The organism is Peptococcus niger (assembly GCF_900101835.1).
In the GTDB taxonomy this organism is placed as follows: Bacteria; Bacillota; Peptococcia; order Peptococcales; family Peptococcaceae; genus Peptococcus; species Peptococcus niger.
The window spans coordinates 66,628-88,117 of record NZ_FNAF01000001.1; the positions used below are offsets into that span (position 1 = coordinate 66,628).

Genomic DNA, 21,490 nt, shown 5'->3' on the forward strand with positions numbered 1-21,490 from the left:
GGGAGGCATACATATGGCATCTGACGGACGAGTGGTTATTGATTCGGTGCTAAACTCGGACGGCGTCAAGCAAGGTGTGGCGGATATTAAAAACCAGCTGCAAAACATTAAGCAGACTGGCAGCAATATGAGCCAAGGCTTGGCCAACGCAGCGGCTACCGGGTTGACGGTGATGGGCGCGGCGGCAACAGCCTTTGGCGCCTACAGTTTGAAAGCCGGCATTGAATTTGACAGCGCCTTTGCCGGCGTGGCCAAAACCGTTGACGCGACAGACAGCGAATTGGCGAAGCTGCGCACGGGCATTATCAACATGAGTAAGGAAATGCCTCAGAGCGCAACGGAAATTGCTCAGGTGGCAGAGGCAGCTGGTCAACTTGGCATCTCAACCCCTCATATTCTTGACTTTACCAAGACCATGGTCATGCTGGGTGAGTCTACCAACATGTCCAGCGACCAGGCGGCTGTATCTCTGGCCAGACTGGCCAATATTACCGGAATGAGCGAAGAAAATTACAGCCGTCTTGGCTCATCTATTGTGGCGCTAGGCAATAATATGGCGACGACGGAATCTGAAATCGTCGATATGAGCTTACGCCTTGCCGGTACCGGGAAGCAGGTCGGCTTAACGGAAGCGGAGATTGTCGGTTTATCGGCGGCAATGAGTTCTGTTGGCATCAACGCAGAAGCTGGCGGCTCGGCCATGTCTCGGACGATGCAAAAGATTAACACGGCGGTTTTATCCGGCAGTGATAAGGTAAAAGGCTTTGCACAGGTGGCCGGTATGAGTGCAGAAGAGTTCTCCGCTGCATGGAAAGAACGACCGTCGCAGGCCATTGCTGCTTTTGTAAAAGGACTGGACAAGGTTAAAAAAAGTGGCGGCGATGTTGCCAGTACGTTAAAAGATTTGGGCTTAAATTCCATGCAAGAAGTGGACACGCTCATGCGTTTGGCCGGTGCATCTGACGAAGTGACCAAAGCGCTTGATATATCTAAAAAGGCTTGGGAAGAAAATCAAGCTTTGCAGGAAGAATATGGCAAACGCCTTTTAACGGTACAGTCTCAGCTGGATATTTTAAAAAATAAGGTAACGGCTTTAGGCATTGCCATGTTTGACAGCTTGCGGCCGGCCATTATGGCGGGCATTAAGATTTTGCAGCTGTTTGTGGCTGCGCTCAGCCATTTGCCGGCACCACTTTTAGCTGCAGGAACAGCAGTCATGGCCTTGGTTGGGTCTGTACCGGCCTTGGTTACCAGCTTGCGCTTGTTGGGAATAACGACGATGACCAATGCCCAGGCAATGGTTATCCTGCGTGGTGTATTGATGGGCGTCGGCCGAGCCATGCTTGGTTTTATTGCATCGCCTGCAGGAATTGCCTTGATTGCTATTGCCGCCTTGGCAAAAGGTGTGGCATTTTTACATGCCCATTGGCAAAATTTGTCGGCTGTTTTAGCGGCTGCCGGGGCTCACTTTCCTGTTTTAGGAAGTGCGGCGCAGCAATTAAGTTCTATATTTGGCGGTTTAGGTACTGCTGTTACAGCGCTAAAAGAGAAAATGGCAGATATCTTCGGTCCGGTTGCACCTGCGTTCCAAGCTGCTTTACAAAGCGCTAGTGCATTTGGCGCTGCCTTAAAAGCCTTGTTTGCAGGCATCATGTCTCCGGATACCATTAACGCCGATGCGTTGGTAAATGGGGTTGTACAGAGTTTCCAGCAGCTGATACCTGCTCTAGGTAACTTGCGTGGCACACTTATCACCGCAGGTAGTCAGCTGGTTGCAAGCCTAGGTGAAGCCATTAGCACGGCCGGGCCACAGATTGCCGCGACGGCAACGAATCTAATTACGCAGTTGACAACGGCTTTATCAACTGCTGCACCGGCGATGCTTGGCGCAGCTGCAACCATTTTAATGGGGTTGGCACAAGGCATTACAGCCGCAGCGCCCCAATTGGCAAGTACGGCAGTAACGATTATCACAGGCTTGGTACAGGGTTTTGTCACTGCAGCGCCGGCTTTAATTACGGCGGCGACAACGCTTATTACCGGTTTAATCCAAGGCTTAACGACCGCAGCACCAGCGCTTATCGGTGGAGCTGTCGCTATTATTGAAGCGCTGGTAAATGGCATTACCACGGCCTTGCCAATGCTCATCCCCTTAGCAGTAGAAGTGGTTACAACCTTGCTGACAGCACTGATTGGTGCAGCACCGCAATTGATTGAAGCAGGGGTGCAGCTTTTAACAGCATTGATTGACGGCCTTACGCAGGCCTTGCCATTAATTATTGCGGCAGCCATTCAACTGGTAATGGCACTTTTGCAAGCCATTATTTCGAATGCACCGCAATTATTAGCGGCAGGCGTCCAGCTCATCACTGCCTTGATCAGCGGGGTGCTGTCCCTTCTGGGGGCCTTGGTTGGTGCAGCAGGGTCACTTATTGGCGCTGCCCTGGGGGCTATTTTAGGCTTTTTAGGGCGAATGCTATCCGCCGGTGTGCAATTGATTGGTCAGCTGATTTCCGGGATTGCCTCCCGAGCCAGCCAAGTGGCGGCCAAGGTGCGGTCAGCTGTCAGTAATGCGGTTTCAGCAGCAAGAAGTTTTGTTGGACATTTTGCTGGCATTGGACGTGCTATGATTCAGGGTTTAATTAATGGAATCATGAATATGGCACACGCTGTAGCGTCAGCGGCACGAAGTGTTGTTGAAGGGGCTGTTAATGCAGCCAAATCGGCATTAAAAAGCCACTCACCTTCTCGTGTCTTTATGGATATCGGTCGTTGGACCGGTGAAGGCTTTGTTATCGGTATTGATGGTCAAAAGAAAAAAGTGGCCAAGGCCGGCGGGAATATGGCCGGCGCTATGATTGGCGCTACCCGTAAGGCCTTGGGCATATCCGGCCCATCTAAAGTGGGCGTAGAAATGGGTGCCAACGTTGGCCGGTCGATGGCTACAGGCATGGCATCTGTGGAAAAGGAAACGGCGGAAGATATCGCCAAAACCACAGCCCGCATTACCGATCGCGTATTGGCTCAGCAGGTACAAAATAATAACCGCTTAGCTGCTGAAGTGGGGCGGATTGGCGGCAGTGTACAAAAAATTACCGAAGAAATCGGCAAGCAAACCATTGCTGCCCAACAAAAATTTCATGATGCCGTTGCAAAAACGCGTGAGAACCTTGCCAAAGAAGAGCAGCGCATTACCGACACTTATGAAAAAGAATTTCAAACACGTGCAGATAGATTGGCCGGCTGGGTAAAGACCTTTGATGAAGTCCCAAAGCGTGCTGAAGTGACCGGTACTGAATTACTGAAAAATTTGAAAGCCCAGAATATGGCCTTTGAAGACTGGCAAGAAGATATGGCTGCGATTACCGGGCGTGGCATTGAAGAAGGACTTTTAAAAGAGCTGCAGCAAGCAGGCCCTAAAGCAGCCGGAGAGATTAAAGCTTTAGCTTCTATGACAGAAGACGCTTGGGCAGAATATCAAGCCGAATGGGTAAAGAAGCAAAGTTTGGCTAAAGTGCAGTCTTATATCGATACCTCCGGAGCACGTAGCAAAATGGAGGCTGACTTAAGGGCAGCCCAGCAGAAGGCGCAAGAAGAGATGGATGGACATGTACAAGAGTATGTCAAGGCATTAGATACAACACAGCAAGAGGCGCTCAAAAAACTTGGTCAAATTTCAGTTCAAGGCATTGATTTAGGTGCGGATTTTGTTAATAAAGTTATTGAGGGCATTCGCACACGCACGCCGATTATGACAAAAACAGTTGATGACGTGGCCGGAGCCATGAAACGCTTAGGCATTCAGCAGTTAAAACCGCCTGTTGTGCAAGCGCTTGACGCATCTCTTGTGGAAGCAGGAGCAAAAGAGCCGGAATTTAAAACGATTGGTCAACAAATGATGCAAGGTATGGTACGCGGTGTCAAAGATGGTAAAAGTAGCCTAGTATCAGCAATGGTGTCTTCGGTCTTGGCGGCCATTGGTGCTGCAAAAGGCGAACTGGGCATTGCATCACCCTCTAAAGTTATGCGGGATGAAGTCGGTAAATGGCTGCCGGCCGGTATGGCTGAGGGGATGTTACGCGGAAGCGGGACAGTGAAAGAGGCTGCAGAACGAATGGCGTCCCAAGCCGTATCTGGCATTAAAAATTTATCCATGCCCACGGCTCATCCAGCCTTAGCAGGCGGTTACGCTGGCAGCGTGGATAAAAGTCGACACTATACCAGCAAGGTCACCGTTGAGAACATCAACACCAGCGAGACTGCCAAGAGCATCGCAAAACTTGATGAAGAAATGGCTTGGCTGCAACGCCAGCGTGAAAGGGGGCTGGGAAGGCGATGATGCCGAGAAAAGATGATGCTTATTTTTTCTATAATGGTCGCTCTTCTCGAGAGTTCGGCCTGCGGATTCTAAACGATATGTCTTTGCAGATTCCCGAATATGACATGGAATTTATTGAAATCCCCGGCCGTGATGGTGATCTGGCGGTAGACAATAGGCGATACAAATCGGTTGAGCGCTCTTTCCGTTGTCACTTGGTCCTAGCAAAGGGACAAAGGCTGGATCAAGCGGCTGTTGCCATTGCAACTTGGTTATCCGGCAAACCGGGCTACCACAAGCTGTTGTGGTCCGGCGAACCGGGGTATTTTTGGCAAGCTATTCATGTGCAGGGCGTTAATATTGTAGAGAGCTTGCGCCAATTTGGTGCAGTTGAACTGACTTTTCGCTGCCAGCCTGGGAAATATATGGCAGCCGGTGACCGTTGGTTTGATGTGCCGGCTGAACCGGGCCTCACTTTACACAACCGCTATAACATGGTTTCGCACCCCACCTGGAAAATCGTCATTCCACAAGATAAAACGGACTCTGTTACGATTTCCATTCGTGGGGGCGATGGCATTTATATGGAAGGCGCAAAAGGTGAAATTATTTTTGACACAGAAAACAACATCCTGACTGGGACTTTAGATAGGATAGTTGGCGACAGGCCGTGTTTTCCGCCGTATAGCCGTGTTGAAATAAGCTTACGAGCATCGCAAGGAACACAAGTGTTTGTAAAGCCGAATTGGAGGACGCTTGGATGATCCCTGAATTGCAGACGGAAGATTACTTTTATGACGATGAAAGGGCAAATCACTTTATTGGTTTTTTGCCGGAGACGACTTCATGCCTGGTGACGGAAAAACGCAACGACACATTCACATTAGAGATGGCCTATCCTTTGTCCGGCAGGGCCGTGAAAGACATCACGCCGGAGCGAATTATTGTCGCTCGCTCAGATATGCAAACAAAACGCCAGCCGTTTCGTATTGCGCAGATAAAGCGCAACATCGCGTCAGGAAATTTAGATATTTATGCAGAACACATCAGCTATGACCTTTTAAACTACCCTCTAAAGCCGGATACCAGCTTCACTACCACCGGTGCAGCAGACGCCATGAGAAAGTTAGAAGATATTTGCGTAGGAATCGAATACCTTCCGTTTTCGCTTCGTTCAAGCATAAGCGGCGATCGAACTTTTCACTGGCGCATTAGCGAAGTGCATAATGCTCGTGAAGCTCTAGGCGGCGTGCGTGGCAGCATACTGGATAAATATCACGGGGAATATTTATTTAAGGACACCACCATACGATTGATGACAGCTAGAGGACGTGACCGAGGCGTGGCATTTATATATGGCGTAAACCTCATTGATGCTGAAATTGAGCTGGACATGAGCAATTTTGCCACCAGCATTTATCCGTATAGCGGGGGAGAAGATGACGCCATCATTACTCTACCGGAATACTACATCGACAGCCCCTTGTATAAAGAGGGGCAGCGACGACAGATAAAAGTGGTGGACTTTAGCAGTGATGAAATCAAATCCGTAGACGCCTTGCGCAAGCGGACGAAGCGTTACATTAGCGACAATAACGTTGGTCAGCCAAGCATTCACGCCACCGTAAGCGGTGCAGATATCAGCCGAACTTTTAATGGCATTGATGCAAAAAGTCAAATTTTAGCCCTTTGTGATACGGTTCGTGTGTTAATTCCGCACTTGGATATTGATCTAAAAGCAAAAGTGACAGCGCTGACCTATGATACCCTTAAAGAAGAAGTAAAAAGCATTGAACTGGGTGACCCCCGTCCAACCTTGCGTGAAACCTTGCAGGTTTCTGTTGATCAATTGGGTAATCGTGTAGGAACGCTTTCTGGGGTGACAGCTAGATTAGCAGAGGATAGCGTTAGCTCAAAAGTAAAGGATAGTGCTACTGAAAAAAATTACTATATATTTCCTGTGATAAAAAACGGCACATTAACTTGGGAAAAACAAGAGCAAGGAGGAACGTGATGGCTTTAGATAACTACAGACGTGTGGACATTATTTTAGATACGGCCAACGATAAAGTGGATTGGCAGTCGCCACTCAATGCCAACACGGGCGAATACAACAGCCGAAATTTACGAGTTCAACTTACCAATGGTGGTGTCGTAGAGCCACAAACGGCTAACTTATATTTCGGATTTAGGCATGTAGAAACCGGTGAATCCGGTGTAGTGCCGATGAATAAAGTAAATAGCAACCGAGGAATCTATGAGGTATATTATCCGCGTGAGATGATGGCCAAAGAGGGCGTCGTTATTTGTGCTGTGAAGATTGTTGATGCCGTCAATGGCACAAATCATATTAACTTGACGGCTAATTTTACAGTTAATGTGGCGCGGTCTGTTATTAATGGTAGCATGGAAGTACCGGAAAACAGCTTAAGAGCATTCGACAAAATGGTTATCGACGTTATGGTTCACGAGCGTCGGGTTGCTGTTATTGAATCCACATTAAATGAGATTATAAAAGAATACGGGGATCTTAAGACCTGGCTTGAGAACAATGTCGTTAAACAGTCGCAAATTGAGGCGCTGACAAGGCAGAACGCTGAGATTGCTTTTAATGCGGGTAAAATAGATCAATTAGCTAAAACTGCTTCGGTATACGACGTGTTTAAAAACTTATATACGATTGATGAAGAAATTATCTCTACCAACCCTAGTACGGTTTCGTTAGAAAATATATTACGCGATGGAAAAACGCTACTGGGGTCCTATCTCAATACGAGCACTTATACGCGTAACAATCATAAGATATTAGTTATCGAGGGTTCCGGAGTATTGTTAGGCGTTCTACTATCCGGTTATCATTACATTCAGGCAGATCTTCGGGTTGATAAAAACACTTACACCAACAGACCGGAAGACAGTCGTTGGGGACTAGATCATCGATATACAAACTACTACTTTCCAGATGAATTATCTATGAAAATAAAAGCGGACGGAAAAACTATTTTAACATCTACCCAGGGGCGCACAGAAAGAGATCGAACGGCTAAAATATCCCTCACTAGCTTGTATTTAGATTATCTTATCGGAAGAGACGGCCCCTATGCGTCATCTAGGTTGCGGTATAGCAGCATTGGTAGTAGAGTGCTGGACAAAGAAGAAACAAATATTGAAGGACGGGTAAAAGGGCGTTTGAGTGAAGTGGAATTGGCTGGGATTTCGTTTAATAATAAGTTGGAAATTGTGTTCGATGCTAAAAACTTTAAAGATATCAACCTTCCAATAAAAACTGATACTGAGATGACAGGTGCTTGGTATTATAGAACGCGACTTGATCCCGATGGAAATGACAAAGCAAAATTCCCACAACTTCATAGTCAATATACTCTGGAAGGATTGGTAGTATTACTATATCCGAAAAAATAATAAAGGAGATGCGATATGAGCGAGGAAAAATTTAATGGAGCAATTATATCGTTTGATGGTGAATTCCGGTCTTCTCGAGATGCTCCACCGGAGCCATCCCAAGAAGAAATCCTACAAGAAAAACTATCAAAGCTATCGGAAAAACTGGACAGACAGTCTGCGGCCTTACTGCAAATCGGCATGTCAGTAGTTAAGCCCCCGGACGCCTCAGAAATTCCGGAGGTCCCACCGGTCCCACCAGCACCGACAAGCCCCGCCGGTGCACCGCCTGTTCCGGACGGAATGCCGGACGCAGAAACCCTTAAGAAATTGATGGGGACATCATGACTAAGCGCTTAAAGCTCGCCTTTAGGTGCTTTTTTATTGCCATGAAAGGAGGTGATCCTATGCGTTTTGCAAACTGGTTGGCCTACGGCATTATGAGCGGAGAGCTTAAGTGGGCCGATATCACCGAAGCCTGGCGCCCGGCCGTGAAGTACTGGCTGGACGTGTATGGTGTTGGTACGGACGGTAGACCTGTTGTGCCGAAAGAAGTACCGACGCCTGAAAAGTAAGGCCTTTGTGATTCCATAGCGATACGTCTCGTGTGTCGTGCCCCCAATATTTGATAGAAACATTTTCCACATACACGAGACGTATGATTTTTTTGTTTTTAATAACACGAGGTGATCAGCATAGCTCACATTATACAGCAAGTATTGGACTGGAGTGTTATTACCGCCCTTACGTCTATATTTAGTGCGGGAGGAATTGGCGGATTATTATGGCGACAGATAACCCATAATCGAAGACAAGACCGAGCATTGCTGGCCTTATTACATTTTCGCTTGTACACAAACGCTGAGGATTATATTTCCAGAGGCTACACCACCGTATCTGAGATTGAGGATTTGGATAGTCTCTTTGTAGCGTATAAAAACCTTGGCGGAAACGGAACCGGCGAACGATTATATAGAAACGCTGTCGAATTACCAGTCAAAAAAGGAGTTGGTAATTGTGAAAATCAATTGGAAACTAAGATTTCAAAATAAGTCTACTTTAGTGGCGTTGGTGGCTTTGATTGTTGGATTCGCTTATCAGGTGTGTGGCATATTTAACATTGTTCCGGCTATTAGTTCAGACGAGGTTATTCAAGGTGTTGGAATAATCATCAACTTGTTAGTGGCTCTCGGCGTGGTAGTTGACCCGACAACGGCCGGTATCAAAGACAGCCCGCAAGTTCATACTTATACCAAACCACGAGATGATTCCGATCATATTGCCCCGGAGGTGGAATAAAAGATGGTACGAATAGGTATTGATCCCGGACATGGCGGAGCAGATACCGGCGCATGTGGTATGGGATACCAGGAAAAGGATGTTGCGTTAGATGTCGCTTTACGCCTTCGCAAGCAACTTCAAGCCTGTGGGGTTGACGTCATTATGAGTCGAGATGGGGATTGGAAATACTTCATCGACCAAGGCGCCGACCTATCTCGACGAGCACAAGTCTTTAACGACGCTAATTGCGACGCCGTTATATCACTTCATTTGAACTCGGCGGTACAGCCCGCTTGGGGTGTTGAGACTTACACTTGGGACGGAAACGATATTGCAAATTCATTCGGAGACTCCGTACATAATGCTGTAAGTCATCTAAACCCCGTCAATAGAGGACGTAAGTTTGCAAATTTTGCAATCCTGAGAGAAACGGACGCCGTGGCTTGTTTAGTCGAGATGTCTTTTATCAATTCTGACGACGTTCACAATGTCGTTGGGCATGAAGACGAGTGGGTTAAGTGCTTGTGTAAGGGTATTTGTGATTATTTCGGGATAGCCAAACAAGCTGATGCGAAAAATCAAAATCAACCCGTACAAGCCAATCTGAACAATATTATTTCAGCTCCGACAGCAACAGTCGAACAGGGTAAAGCATGGGCCAGAGATAAAGGTGCCGCTGATTGGTTCATCGATACCGCTGATATTTTCTGGTCTGTCAGTACGCAATACGGAGTTAATCCAGCAGGGGTTTATGCCCAAAGTGCTCTCGAGACGGGTTTTGGTAAATTTGGCGGTGTTATCGACGAGACATATTTCAACCCGTGTGGTCTTAAACGCCCGGAAGGTGGCGGGAATTACGATCCTAATGCGCACATGCGTTTCGTGAGTTGGAAAGAGGGGATCATAGCACAAGTACATCATTTACTACTTTATGCCGGGAAACCTCAAAACCCGACTTCCGATCCGAGGCATTTTAGCTGGTTATCAGGCAAGGCCCGGACTTGGGTGGACCTAGGCGGTAATTGGGCACCGAGTAAAGATTACGGACGAAAGATATTGGATATGATTGTCGAAATGAAAAATACGCACGTATCCGAACCCGAGAAAAAGGTGCCAGAACATGCGTATGTAATACCCGAATGGGCCGCCGACGCTTTTAAACGCTCCAAAGAACATGGCTTTACAGACGGGACCAGATTAAATGAGCCGCCAACACGATTAGAAATGGCGGTTGGTTATGAACGGGTATACGAAAAGGTAATGAAAGCATTATCCAAATAGAGTTCTCTACAATGGCAGAAAATTGAGGTGGTGGGGGAAATATAGGTTTAGGAAAAAAGGAAAATGAGTATAACCGTTGATATAGCCTTGTATGGGAGTGTCTATCCACAGGAGTTGGATAGAGACGATAAACCAGTTGAATGAGGGGAAATCTAACCAAAAATCAGCTGGAGGTGTACAGTAGTTGTACAGTGCTCAAAGCAAACCATACACAGTTATCTATAAAATAAACGCCAACAGAAAAACAAAAAAACGATTATAAATAGCTCAATAAAGCCGTTTGTAGAAAGAAGAATTCTAGGAGTTGTCAATGCCTTGATAATTGGGGTTGCAGAGGTCGCTGGTTCAAATCCAGTCGCTCCGATTGCTAAAAAAGCAGGTTTGCGAGTTTTCGCAGACCTGCTTTTTTCGTTTGTGTATATGACAGCCGAGCCCATATAACATTTGCAGGCATGCAATACTTGCAGGAATATGCCATAATGAAAAAATCCGCCAACCTTGCAAAAGGCATAGCAAATATAAATTAAGCCAGGTAATCCACAATCTCCCGTGCAGGGTGAGGCACAATATGTTTGATACCTTTTCAAAATGTGGTATAATCCAAGTAAGACAGAGCCTTTGCCGCCTGTCAAGCGAAGCTAGTGCTGCCATGTGCGCACAAAAAAACCACCGAGGGCTAGTCGGTGGTTTTTTGTTGGGCTGGTTGTTATTTGTTTTTCTTACGGTCCAATCACTTGCAAATATAGTGGCTAACTACACTTGTCGCGACAGTAAGGATTAGCGAAGTTAATGCTCCTACCATGATGCACACCTCCCTTCCGTTGCCGGAATGGGCATGACAAGGCCAATAGTATACCATAATTGACCTGGACAAGTCGTTAAAAGGTCTTTTTCTTATAACCAGAGATTGTCACATGAGGCCAATGACGTCAACAAGGCTAGGTCACTGTCCCGAAAAAAGAGGGAAAAGGAATAAGTTTATACACCGGCAGAGCATAATCGATCTGGTCAGACGGCACAAGAATTCTTTTCATTTAAGGGCAATCATGGTATGATTAAATGGTACGATAAGCGTTTTATGCGCTTTTCAGTTAATTTATAAAAAGAAGGTGACAGACTTGTTTGTAGCTGGCCGTTCGCACATCGGTTTGGTGCGTAAAACAAATGAAGACGAATACTACTGTGATGGTAGAGGACGATTTATCATCGTTGCCGATGGCATTGGCGGGCATCAAAACGGTCATATTGCCAGTCGTATGGCTGTCAATGAACTTCACTGGTTTATAGAAGAAAATATCGACAGGCCGCCGGAGGATTTATTGGCTGAAGGATTTAAAAAGGCTAATAAAAAAGTGCATAGCTATCAAGAAGAGCAAACTGACGGCGGACTTATGGGGACAACTTTAACCGCTTTCATTATTCGCGATGGCAAATATTATCTGGGGCATCTAGGCGATTCTCGTGCTTATATTATGCATCCTGGAAAGATTGTCGAACAAATTTCTGAAGACCATACTTTTTTAGCAGAATTGGCCCAACTGGATGAAGATGTTCGTCAGACAATGCTGGCCAATCGTATTAGCAATCCTAAAAATACGTTAATGCGCGCCATCGGGCCGGAAGCAACTTGCACGCCGCAAATATCTTCCGGTGACCTATCCCCAGGGGACGTGCTTTTATTGCTGACCGATGGGATGTACCGGTATACCACTCTTGAAGAAATGAGCGAGGTTATCGCTTATACGGATGATTTGGAAGAGGTGGCCTTGCGCTTTGAGCAACTGGCACTGGAACGTGGTGCAAGAGATAATTTAACCATTGTGCTTTACCGGGAGGAAGGGGGTGGCAAGCCATGCAAGATGTTTTAGGCGGACGCTATAAAATCATTCGCAAAATTGGCGGCGGAGGAATGGCAATTGTCTACTTGGCCGAGGATATCTTTTTGAATCGTCAAGTGGCGGTCAAGGTTTTACGGGAAGAATATGTTGAAGATCCTGAGTTTATTCGACATTTCAGAAAAGAAGCCAAATCTATTGCCGCCTTAAACCACCCAAACATTGTCAATATTTATGACTTTGACGCAAGTGCTGATCCGGCCTACTTGGTAATGGAATTTGTTGAGGGGATGTCTGTTAAGCAAATTGTTGAAGAAGAAGGCTCTATCCCCTGGGAACAAGCTGCAGATATCGGCATTCAAGTGGCCAGAGGCTTAGCGGAAGCCCATCGCCACCACATCGTTCATAAAGATGTTAAAAGTCACAATATCTTAGTCGAACATACCGGAATGGTTAAAATTACGGATTTTGGCATTGCTCAAATGCTATCCAGCACGACCATTACCCACAACAAAGGCATCCTAGGGTCAGCCCATTATTTTTCCCCTGAGCAGGCACGCGGTGAACGGGTTGATGAAAAATCCGATATTTATTCTCTTGGCATTGTCCTCTATGAAATGCTTTGCGGGCAGGTGCCCTTTACCGGGGATAATCCGGTAACGGTAGCTTTAAAGCACATTCAGGAAAAGCCCATTCCACCGCAGTCTATCACACAAGATGTACCGGAGGCCATGGAAGCCATTGTCCTGAAATGTCTGCAAAAGGATAAGAACTTGCGGTTTCAGGATATGACGGAAGTTGCCGAAGCACTTGAGGCTGTTCGAGAAACAGGTGTTGCTGCACCGGCTTATCATCAGCCAGTAGATTTTTTAGCACCGGAGCCGGCGGTGGATCCCTTAAACGATACCCTGGCGCTCCCTAGAAATTTAACCCAAAAACATGGAGAGGTCGAAGCCAACCAGGTCAGCGAAGGTAAGGCTTCAAAAAAAAATCGGTGGCCTAAAGGAAAGAAAAAGCGGCTTACCAATTTTCTAATTCTTGTCTTGGTTCTTTTGGCGGCTTTTGGAACACTTAAAATTGCCCAATCTTTTGCCGGCGGTGGCGATATAGAAGTCCCTTCAGTGGTTGGGTTTAGCTATGCAGATGCAGAAGAAATTATGGACCAGGAGGGGCTGCGTATTCGTGAGATTGACAGCGAGTACAGTGATGAGGTAGAGAAGGGCGCCATTATAAGCCAAGATCCGATTGCCGGGAAAAAAGTGAAGAAAGGGCGCCTGGTAGGCGTCGTCATCAGCCGCGGCCCGGAAAAATTAACGGTTCCGAAATTAACTGGTAAAACTGAAGACGAGGCGCGTGCCCTTCTTGAAGACGCTGATTTGGAGCTGGGCGAGGTTAAATCCGCTTATGACAGTTCCATTGAAGCCGGTCAGATTATTTCGCAGTCGCCGTCACCCGGTAAAAAAGTAGATAAAAATACAGCTGTTAGAATTACGGTCAGCTTAGGGAAAAAGCCCGAATACGTTACAGTTCCGGATGTGCGCGGCATGAAACTTTCCGATGCAAAGGCCGCTTTAAGCGAAAAAGGGTTGGTTGTTGCTGCTACAAATGAAGAAGAATCGTCTAATGACAGCAAGGGACGGATTATTGGTCAATCCTTAGAACCCGGCTCTCAGGTTGAAAAACAAACGAGCCTTACATTGACCATCGGCACCGGTAAACATAGCTCGTCTACAACCGGTGTTAACGTGACCTTTGACGTTCCGGAAAATGGCGTGGTTGTCGTCACCCAGACAGATGCAAATGGCGGGGAGACTATGCTTTACAGAGGTGTGCATCAAGAAGGCGAACATTTTAGTAAAATGTATAATGCCCCGAGCGGCTCTACCATTACGGCCAGTATTAACGGTAAAAATATCAGCCAAACGGTTGCAGAATGAGGTGGCTATGAAAGGACGTGTCCTAACGGCGCAAGGCGGCTTCTATGACGTTTATGCGCAAGATGATGTGTACACTTGTCGGTTGCGCGGCAAAAATAAGCAAGGGATGCGCGTGGCCGTTGCAGGAGATTGCGTTGATATCGAAACCGCCGCTAACGGCACGGGGACCATTGAAGCTATCCATCCACGCAAGAACCTCTTGCCTCGACCAACCATCGCCAATATTGATCAGTTGTTGATTTTATCGGCCTTGAAAGATCCGCCGACAGATTTCATGTTGATTGATCGCTTATTGGTTTTATGTGCCCATCACCAGATAGACCCCCTACTTGTTTTTAACAAGCTAGACTTAAGCGCAGATACCAGGCGCATAAAAGACTACTACCGCGATTTTTTCCCGATTTTTATCATCAGTGCAGAAACGGGTGCCGGCATTGCTGACCTGAGTGAAAAACTGCATCAGAAAATAACCGCTTTAGCCGGACATTCCGGCGTTGGGAAATCCAGCTTAATCAACCGGTTAACGGGCATGTCAGAGCAGTCGACAGCAGCCGTTAGCGATAAACTCCGTCGTGGACGCCATACCACACGGGCCAGCCGTTTTATCCCATATCGAGAAGGTTTTTTAGTGGATACACCCGGATTCAATGTACTCCATTTGCCAGAAGATTTATCGGCTCTTCAATTGGCCGGTCTTTATCCGGATTTTAGCCAGTATACAGACGAGTGCCGTTACCGCGATTGTTTACACCGGAATGAGCCGGATTGTGCCGTAAAAGCTGCGGTAGAGGCGGATAAAATTTCTGCAGACCGCTATCACAATTATTGGTTACTGTTGTCCGAGCTGAACTAATTGGAGGAATAACTTTGTCCATCGTCATTTCGCCGTCACTTCTTTCAGCCGATTTTGCTCGACTTGCGGAAGAATTGGCGGATATCAAGCAGGCAGGCGCACCCTGGGTTCACCTAGATATTATGGACGGACTTTTTGTCCCCAACATCACCTTTGGGCCACCGGTTATCCGCGCCATTAGAAAAGAGACAGACCTTTTCTTTGATTGCCATCTGATGATTGCTGAACCCAGCCGCTATATTGAGGATTTTGCCAAGGCCGGTGCCAATTTGATCACCGTTCACGAGGAAGCTACGCGACATATTTCTCAGACCTTAACCGCCATCAAATCCTGCGGATGCAAAGCTGGCCTTTCCATCAATCCGGAAACGCCTTTATCCGCCGTGGAACCTTATTTAAAAGAAGCAGACCTAATTCTACTGATGAGCGTTCACCCGGGCTTCGGCGGTCAATCCTTCATAGATATCACCTATAAAATTAAAGCTTTACGAGAAATGATGGATAAAGCTGAATCCACTGCGTATTTACAAGTGGACGGTGGCATTACCGCCGATAATATAAAAACCGTTGTGGATGCAGGATGTACCTGCCTTGTTGCCGGTTCAGCCATCTTTGGACAAACCGATCGACAAGCTGCAATAGATGCTTTAATGGATGCCTTGACAAAGGAGGCCCAATGAAAATTGCCGTTGATGCCATGGGGGGAGACCATGCGCCTGGGGAGGTTGTGAAAGGCGCTTGCGAAGCCTTAAAACAATTCCCGGTAATAGAAAAAATTGTCCTTGTCGGTGATGAGACCCGCATCAAACCGCTGCTGGCTGAAGAAGTAGTAGACCGCATTGATATTTTACATACGGATGAAGTTATCGGCATGGATGAACATCCGGCAACAGCCTTTCGACAGAAAAAGCAGGCCTCAATCCGCCTGGCAACTGATTTGGTGCGCGATGGCGTCTGTGACGGGATCGTTTCCTGCGGCAGCACCGGGGCGCAAATGGCTTCGGCTATTTTTCGGCTAGGCCGGATCAAGGGCATAAAACGTCCCGCCATCGCTGTTTTACTGCCAACCTTAAACGGACCCAAGCTATTGGTAGATGCCGGCGCCAATACCCAGGTGGATCCGCAAAACTTATTGGACTTTGCCACCATGGGTGCCATCTATATGCAATTGCTCAACCATCATCCGGCAAGGGTTGCCTTGATCAACAACGGTGCCGAAGAGGAAAAAGGAAGCGACCTTACCCAAGCCGCCCACCAAACCTTAAAGGCTTCTTCTTTAAATTTTATTGGCAATATTGAAGGCCGTGAAATTACAGAAGGGGTCGCAGATGTCATGGTCTGCGACGGATTTACAGGCAATGTGATTTTAAAAACCCTTGAAGGTTTTGGTAAAAATATTTTCACCCTATTGAAACGTGACATTCAGAAGCATTTGCGCTTTAAACTTGGCGCTCTTTTACTAAAACCGGCTTTTTATGAACTGAAACACCAGCTGGATCCGAAAGTTGTCGGTGGCGCACCCCTTCTGGGCGTGCGCGGCGTGAGCATTGTATGTCATGGCAACAGTGACCATACAGCTGTCCTGAATGGCATCCAAGTGGCCAAACAATGTATAGAAGCAGATTTAATTGCACAAATAGAAGAAGCTGTTGAATGCGAACAAACGGAGGACTAATATGAGCACATTTGATCAAGTTAAAGAAATTGTCGCCAACCAACTTTCCATCCCTGCAGAAAAAATAACGGCAGAGACAACATTTGAGCAAGTTGAGGCAGATTCATTAGATGTTGTTGAAGTGATTATGAGCATTGAAAGCACCTTTAACATTGACTTGCCCGACGGCGACGTAGAACAGTTTAAAAATGTCGGTGATTTGTCAAACTATGTGGATAAGCTCTTGGCGTAAATTTGCCATCAATTTAAATCTATGCTATACTTATTACTGGAAAGAGTGGGGCTGCCCACTCTTTCCTATTTATTAAAGTAGGTGACTGTAATGAATGCAGCAGAGACATATATTGAGGAGCATTTTTCATCACTTCTAGAAGCACAAGGCTTTGAATTGGTGGATGTTCAATATGTAAAAGAAGCAGGCGACTTTTATTTACGCCTGTTTTGTGACCGATTGGCAAAAGATGAGCACATTGATTTAAATGACTGCGAAAACATTAGCCGCATGATTGGTGAGCAATTGGATCAAGCTGATGACCTACCGGTGAACAATGCCTATCGATTAGAAGTTTCCTCGCCGGGAATTGAACGGCCACTTAAAAAGCCTAAAGATTTTATGCGCTTTAAAGATGAACTGGTGGAAGTTAAACTGTATAAAGCAATCGATGGGATGAAATCCATTATCGGTCGACTCGAAACGGCGACAGAAAGCGATATCACCTTGGTGACCTCAAAAGGTCAGCACCATACATTCGCTTATAAAAATATTGCAAAAGCAAATTTACATTTTGAATTTTAATCAAGGAATCTGAGGTGGAGCATGAAAAAGAAGGTTAAGGAAGACTCCTTACGGGAAATTCTTGCCTTATTGGAGATGGAAAAAGGGTTAAAACCGGCGGTCATTGAAGAGGCGATTAAAACATCTTTGGTTTCTGCCTATAAAAAAAATTACGGCAATGATGTTAATGTCCGCATTGAGTTTAATGAAAAAACGGATGCCATTGACGTATTTATTGACAGGGTTGTCGTTGCGGAAGTATCGGATCCCCAGGTTGAAATAAGTCTATTGGAAGCACAGGCCCAATACCCTCAAGCTAAAATCGGCGATACCATTTCGGAAAAAGACGAACCTAAAAATTTTGGCCGCATTGCTGCACAAACGGCCAAGCAAGTTATTGTTCAAAAATTACGGGAAGCGGAACGTGGGTATGTGTTTAAAGAGTTTGCCAGCCGCGAATCAGACATTGTCACCGGCATCGTTGACCGCATCGATCATGGCGTTTGTACAGTGCATTTGAACAATGCTGACGGGATGCTGCCGGCAACAGAACAAATTCCTGGAGAAGAAATTTTACCAGGCCAGCGCCTTAAAGCTTATATCGTTGAAGTGCGCAACGCACCAAAGGGACCACAAATTATTCTTTCGCGCATTCATTCAGATTTGCTTAGCCGACTGTTTGAATTGGAAGTACCGGAAATCCAAGATGGGTATGTAGAAATTAAGTCCGTAGCCCGGGAAGCCGGTATGCGGTCGAAAATCGCTGTTTACTCTGCCGATGAAAACATTGACCCGGTCGGGTCTTGTGTCGGGCCGAATGGCAACCGGGTTCGCGCTGTGGTTGAAGAATTAAATGGCGAAAAAATCGACATCATCAACTGGGACGCTTCAGCGGATATTTACATAGCAGAATCCCTCAGTCCGTCAGTCGTTATCGATGTTCTGGTAGATGATGAAGAAAATAAAGCCATTGTCGTTGTACCTGATGATCAGTTGTCTCTAGCCATTGGGAAAGAAGGGCAGAATGCCCGCCTGGCAGCCAAACTAACCGGCTGGAAAATAGATATTAAGAGTAAGACCCAGGCAGACGAACAGGGCGTCCAGTATAACTATATTTTCTCTGACGAACGTCCATAAAGAGGTGGGCCATGTCAAAAAAAGTCCCGGTAAGAACTTGCTTAGCTTGTGGTGAAAAATTTCCAAAGCGTGATTTGATGCGCATTGTGCGAACGCCTGAAGGAGACTTCCATCTGGATCCGAGTGGTAAAATGCAGGGGCGTGGTGCTTACCTGTGTAAGCAGAGCACCTGTTTAGCCAATAGCGTATTGCGCAAACGATTGCAGGCATCTTTTAAAACGTCCGTTGATGACGATCAGTTTGCACATTTACTTGAAGAGGTTTCAGCATATGTTGACCAACAATGACAGCGACCAAAAGCTATTAACGCTTTTAGGTTTTGCCCAAAGAGCAAAAAAAGTCATTTCCGGTGATGCGAATGTGCGCGCATTCCTAAAAAAAAGACAAGTCAAACTTTTAATTCTGGCAGATGACATCAGCAATGAAGCAAAAGAACGTTGGCAGCGAAAAGCTAATGAGCATCAAGTGCCAACCATCATTGCAGCCGATAAAAAAAGACTGGGCCTATCCATAGGGCAGTCACCGCGTGCCATTATCGGACTCTTGGACGATTCCTTTGCCAAAGCGATTAAAGAATGCAGGATGGACACTATGAAAAAATAACAGATGAAAGAAGCGGGGTGTGATGATGGGAAAAATTAGAATCTATGAACTCGCTAAAGAGCTGAAGCAAGATTCAAAAACGATTATTAAAGAACTGGAGCACATGAATGTTCCGGTCAAAAACCACATGAGCACAGTTTCAGAAACCGTTGCTCAGGATGTCAAAAATAAATTTAGCGGTGCTAATGATGCCGCTAAGAAAGATAGCCCAACTCAGGCACAGCAAAGCGAGTCAAAAGGAAAGAAAACCATAAAATCGACAAATCAAAACAAGAAGGATACCACTGCAGAGCGTACTGGTAATGTGAAACACCAAAAAGACGAAGCTGGGAAAGGCCAGCATAAAAATACCCAAAAGAGCCAATCGTCTCAACGCCAAGGGAAAACAGCACAGAAAAACGATAAACCCAAAGCCGCTGACGAGAAAAGTACGTCAAACAGAAATCATCGCCGCAATAATGCCGATGATCATAATCGTTCTTCTCATCAAAACAACCGAAACAATAAAAACGGCAAACAAGCGCCTCAAAAGGGACAGTCCTTTAACAAAAAAAGACGCAAAGGCAAAAAAGGCAAGCGTGATGCTAAAAAGGCCGTTCAACACGAACCACGGGAATTTGCAGAAGTCAAGCACCATGTTGTCATTAACGAAACCATTACGGTGCAAGACCTTGCCCGTCAAATGGGGAAAAAAGCCAGCGAAGTTATTATGAAGCTGATGGCCTTGGGCATGATGGCAACCATGAACCAGGAACTGGATGCTGATACCGCTTCTATCATTGCAGAAGAATACGGGGCTACCGTGGAAATTAAGACAACGATGGAAGAGGACCTGCTAAAAGAACTGGAAGTCGAAGACAATCCACACGATTTACGCAAACGGCCAGCGGTTGTTACGATTATGGGCCATGTTGACCATGGTAAAACGTCACTCCTGGATAAAATCCGCAGCACCAATGTAACCACCCAGGAAGCCGGTGGGATTACTCAACAAATTGGGGCCTACCAAGTGCGGTTTAATAATGAACGGATTACCTTCCTGGATACCCCCGGTCACGAAGCCTTTACTTCCATGCGCGCGCGAGGCGCCCAAATCACCGACATCGCCATCTTGGTCGTTGCTGCCGATGATGGCGTTATGCCACAAACCATTGAGGCCATCGACCATGCTAAAGCAGCTGAAGTGCCCATCATTGTGGCCATCAATAAAATTGATAAACCTGATGCCAACCCTGAAGTCATTAAGCAGGAATTAACCCAATACGGTGTTGTATCCGAAGAATGGGGCGGCGATGTTATCATGGTGCCGGTTTCTGCAAAACGCGGAGACGGCATTGAGGAATTGCTGGAAATGATTCTGCTTGTGGCTGAAGTGGAAGACCTTAAGGCCAATCCGAACCGGCAAGCCGTTGGTAAAGTCGTTGAATCAAAGCTCGATAAAAACCGCGGCGTTGTTGCTACCTTGTTGGTGCAAAACGGGACCTTACGCAATGGGGACTTTTTGATTGCCGGTTCAACCCAAGGGCGTATTCGCGCAATGTTTGATTATAACGGTAAACCCTTGGAAAAAGCCGGACCTTCTACACCGGCAGAAATTCTCGGTCTCAATGAAGTGCCGGAAGCCGGCGATGATTTTGCCGCTGTAGCCAATGAAAAACTGGCCAAGCAATTGGCTGAACAACGGCAACAGGAGAAGCACCTGAAAGAAATTAGCCGTGGCTCTGCCGTTTCCTTAGAAGAATTGTTCAGTCAAATTCAAGAAGGCGATGTACGAGAATTGAACATCGTCTTAAAGGCGGATACACAAGGGTCAATTGAAGCCATGCGCCAGTCCTTGGAAAATCTAGGGACCAATGAAGTACGGGTCAATATCATCCGTACCGCTGTGGGTGGTATTCGTGAAACCGACGTTATGCTTGCTATGGCTTCTAAAGCGGTTATTATTGGCTTTAATGTACGGCCGGACATCAACGCTAAAAAATTAGCGGATAAAGAACAGGTCGATATCAATACCTACCGCATCATTTATGAAGCTATTGATGATGTTAAAAACGCTCTCAGCGGTCTTTTGGCGCCGGAAATTCGCGAAGTTGACTTGGGACAAGCAGAAGTGCGCAGCGTCTTTAAAGTGCCTAAGGTCGGTAATATTGCTGGGTGCTACGTGACCTATGGTAAAATCATGCGCAATGCCAAAATTCGTATTTTGCGCGACAGCGTTGTCATTTATGATGGTGAGATAGCCTCTTTGAAACGGTTTAAAGATGATGTCAAAGAAGTTGCCACCGGATATGAATGCGGCATAGGCTTGGAAAAATTTAATGACTTCAAAGAAGGAGATGTCTTTGAAGCCTACACCTTCGAAGAAGTCAAACGTGAGTTATCTTAGGAGGTAC

General features: G+C 46.3%; 19 protein-coding genes. All 19 read left to right on the forward strand.

Going from position 1 to position 21,490, the window contains the following annotated elements; all coding sequences use genetic code 11:
- Positions 1-13: 13 nt before the first annotated feature.
- The 19 genes from BLQ16_RS00420 to infB all read left to right on the forward strand — a co-directional run bounded on the left by BLQ16_RS00420 (position 14) and on the right by infB (position 21,483).
- Positions 14-4,339, forward strand: a complete 4,326-nt coding sequence (locus tag BLQ16_RS00420) for a phage tail tape measure protein (protein WP_091790786.1) — start codon at positions 14-16, stop codon at positions 4,337-4,339.
- The gene (locus BLQ16_RS00425) at positions 4,336-5,082 is read left to right on the forward strand and encodes a phage tail family protein (RefSeq protein WP_091790787.1); all 747 of its coding nucleotides are present in this window, start codon (positions 4,336-4,338) and stop codon (positions 5,080-5,082) included. The genes BLQ16_RS00420 and BLQ16_RS00425 overlap by 4 nt, the downstream gene beginning before the upstream one ends.
- The gene (locus BLQ16_RS00430) at positions 5,079-6,332 is read left to right on the forward strand and encodes a phage tail spike protein (protein WP_091790788.1); all 1,254 of its coding nucleotides are present in this window, start codon (positions 5,079-5,081) and stop codon (positions 6,330-6,332) included. The genes BLQ16_RS00425 and BLQ16_RS00430 overlap by 4 nt, the downstream gene beginning before the upstream one ends.
- The gene (locus BLQ16_RS00435) at positions 6,332-7,741 is read left to right on the forward strand and encodes a BppU family phage baseplate upper protein (protein WP_091790789.1); all 1,410 of its coding nucleotides are present in this window, start codon (positions 6,332-6,334) and stop codon (positions 7,739-7,741) included. Before BLQ16_RS00430 ends, BLQ16_RS00435 begins: the two co-directional genes overlap by 1 nt.
- A 15-nt stretch (positions 7,742-7,756) precedes the next feature.
- Positions 7,757-8,068 carry a hypothetical protein gene (locus BLQ16_RS00440; RefSeq protein ID WP_091790790.1) on the forward strand — a complete coding sequence of 104 codons (312 nt, stop codon included), beginning with the start codon at positions 7,757-7,759 and terminating at the stop codon, positions 8,066-8,068.
- A gap of 59 nt (positions 8,069-8,127) precedes the next feature.
- Entirely contained in the window at positions 8,128-8,295 is a 168-nt protein-coding gene (locus BLQ16_RS09610; RefSeq protein ID WP_159427911.1) for a hypothetical protein, read from the forward strand.
- 442 nt (positions 8,296-8,737) lie between these two features.
- Positions 8,738-9,019, forward strand: coding sequence for a phage holin (locus BLQ16_RS00445; RefSeq protein WP_091790791.1), 282 nt, complete (start codon positions 8,738-8,740; stop codon positions 9,017-9,019).
- Between the two features lie 3 nt (positions 9,020-9,022).
- Entirely contained in the window at positions 9,023-10,282 is a 1,260-nt protein-coding gene (locus BLQ16_RS00450) for an N-acetylmuramoyl-L-alanine amidase (RefSeq protein WP_091790792.1), read from the forward strand.
- 1,118 nt (positions 10,283-11,400) lie between these two features.
- Positions 11,401-12,150 (forward strand): PP2C family protein-serine/threonine phosphatase, encoded by a 750-nt coding sequence (locus BLQ16_RS00455; RefSeq protein WP_159427912.1) that lies wholly within the window; start codon positions 11,401-11,403, stop codon positions 12,148-12,150.
- Positions 12,135-14,054, forward strand: coding sequence for a Stk1 family PASTA domain-containing Ser/Thr kinase (gene pknB, locus BLQ16_RS00460; protein WP_091790794.1), 1,920 nt, complete (start codon positions 12,135-12,137; stop codon positions 14,052-14,054). Before BLQ16_RS00455 ends, pknB begins: the two co-directional genes overlap by 16 nt.
- A gap of 7 nt (positions 14,055-14,061) precedes the next feature.
- Positions 14,062-14,907, forward strand: coding sequence for a ribosome small subunit-dependent GTPase A (gene rsgA, locus BLQ16_RS00465; RefSeq protein WP_159427913.1), 846 nt, complete (start codon positions 14,062-14,064; stop codon positions 14,905-14,907).
- 14 nt (positions 14,908-14,921) lie between these two features.
- Positions 14,922-15,587, forward strand: a complete 666-nt coding sequence (rpe, locus tag BLQ16_RS00470; RefSeq protein ID WP_242868919.1) for a ribulose-phosphate 3-epimerase — start codon at positions 14,922-14,924, stop codon at positions 15,585-15,587.
- On the forward strand, positions 15,584-16,582 hold the full coding sequence (gene plsX, locus BLQ16_RS00475; protein ID WP_091790796.1) for a phosphate acyltransferase PlsX: 999 nt from the start codon (positions 15,584-15,586) through the stop codon (positions 16,580-16,582). The genes rpe and plsX overlap by 4 nt, the downstream gene beginning before the upstream one ends.
- A gap of 1 nt (position 16,583) precedes the next feature.
- Positions 16,584-16,814 carry an acyl carrier protein gene (gene acpP / locus BLQ16_RS00480; protein ID WP_091790797.1) on the forward strand — a complete coding sequence of 77 codons (231 nt, stop codon included), beginning with the start codon at positions 16,584-16,586 and terminating at the stop codon, positions 16,812-16,814.
- A gap of 90 nt (positions 16,815-16,904) precedes the next feature.
- Positions 16,905-17,378, forward strand: coding sequence for a ribosome maturation factor RimP (locus BLQ16_RS00485; RefSeq protein ID WP_091790798.1), 474 nt, complete (start codon positions 16,905-16,907; stop codon positions 17,376-17,378).
- Positions 17,379-17,399: 21 nt separating this feature from the next.
- Positions 17,400-18,494 carry a transcription termination factor NusA gene (gene nusA, locus BLQ16_RS00490; protein ID WP_091790799.1) on the forward strand — a complete coding sequence of 365 codons (1,095 nt, stop codon included), beginning with the start codon at positions 17,400-17,402 and terminating at the stop codon, positions 18,492-18,494.
- An 11-nt stretch (positions 18,495-18,505) separates the two neighbouring features.
- The gene (rnpM, locus tag BLQ16_RS00495; RefSeq protein WP_091790800.1) at positions 18,506-18,781 is read left to right on the forward strand and encodes an RNase P modulator RnpM; all 276 of its coding nucleotides are present in this window, start codon (positions 18,506-18,508) and stop codon (positions 18,779-18,781) included.
- The gene (locus BLQ16_RS00500; protein WP_159427914.1) at positions 18,765-19,097 is read left to right on the forward strand and encodes a L7Ae/L30e/S12e/Gadd45 family ribosomal protein; all 333 of its coding nucleotides are present in this window, start codon (positions 18,765-18,767) and stop codon (positions 19,095-19,097) included. Before rnpM ends, BLQ16_RS00500 begins: the two co-directional genes overlap by 17 nt.
- Before the next feature lie 25 nt (positions 19,098-19,122).
- Positions 19,123-21,483, forward strand: a complete 2,361-nt coding sequence (gene infB / locus BLQ16_RS00505) for a translation initiation factor IF-2 (RefSeq protein WP_091791027.1) — start codon at positions 19,123-19,125, stop codon at positions 21,481-21,483.
- The last annotated feature ends 7 nt before the right edge of the window (positions 21,484-21,490 follow it).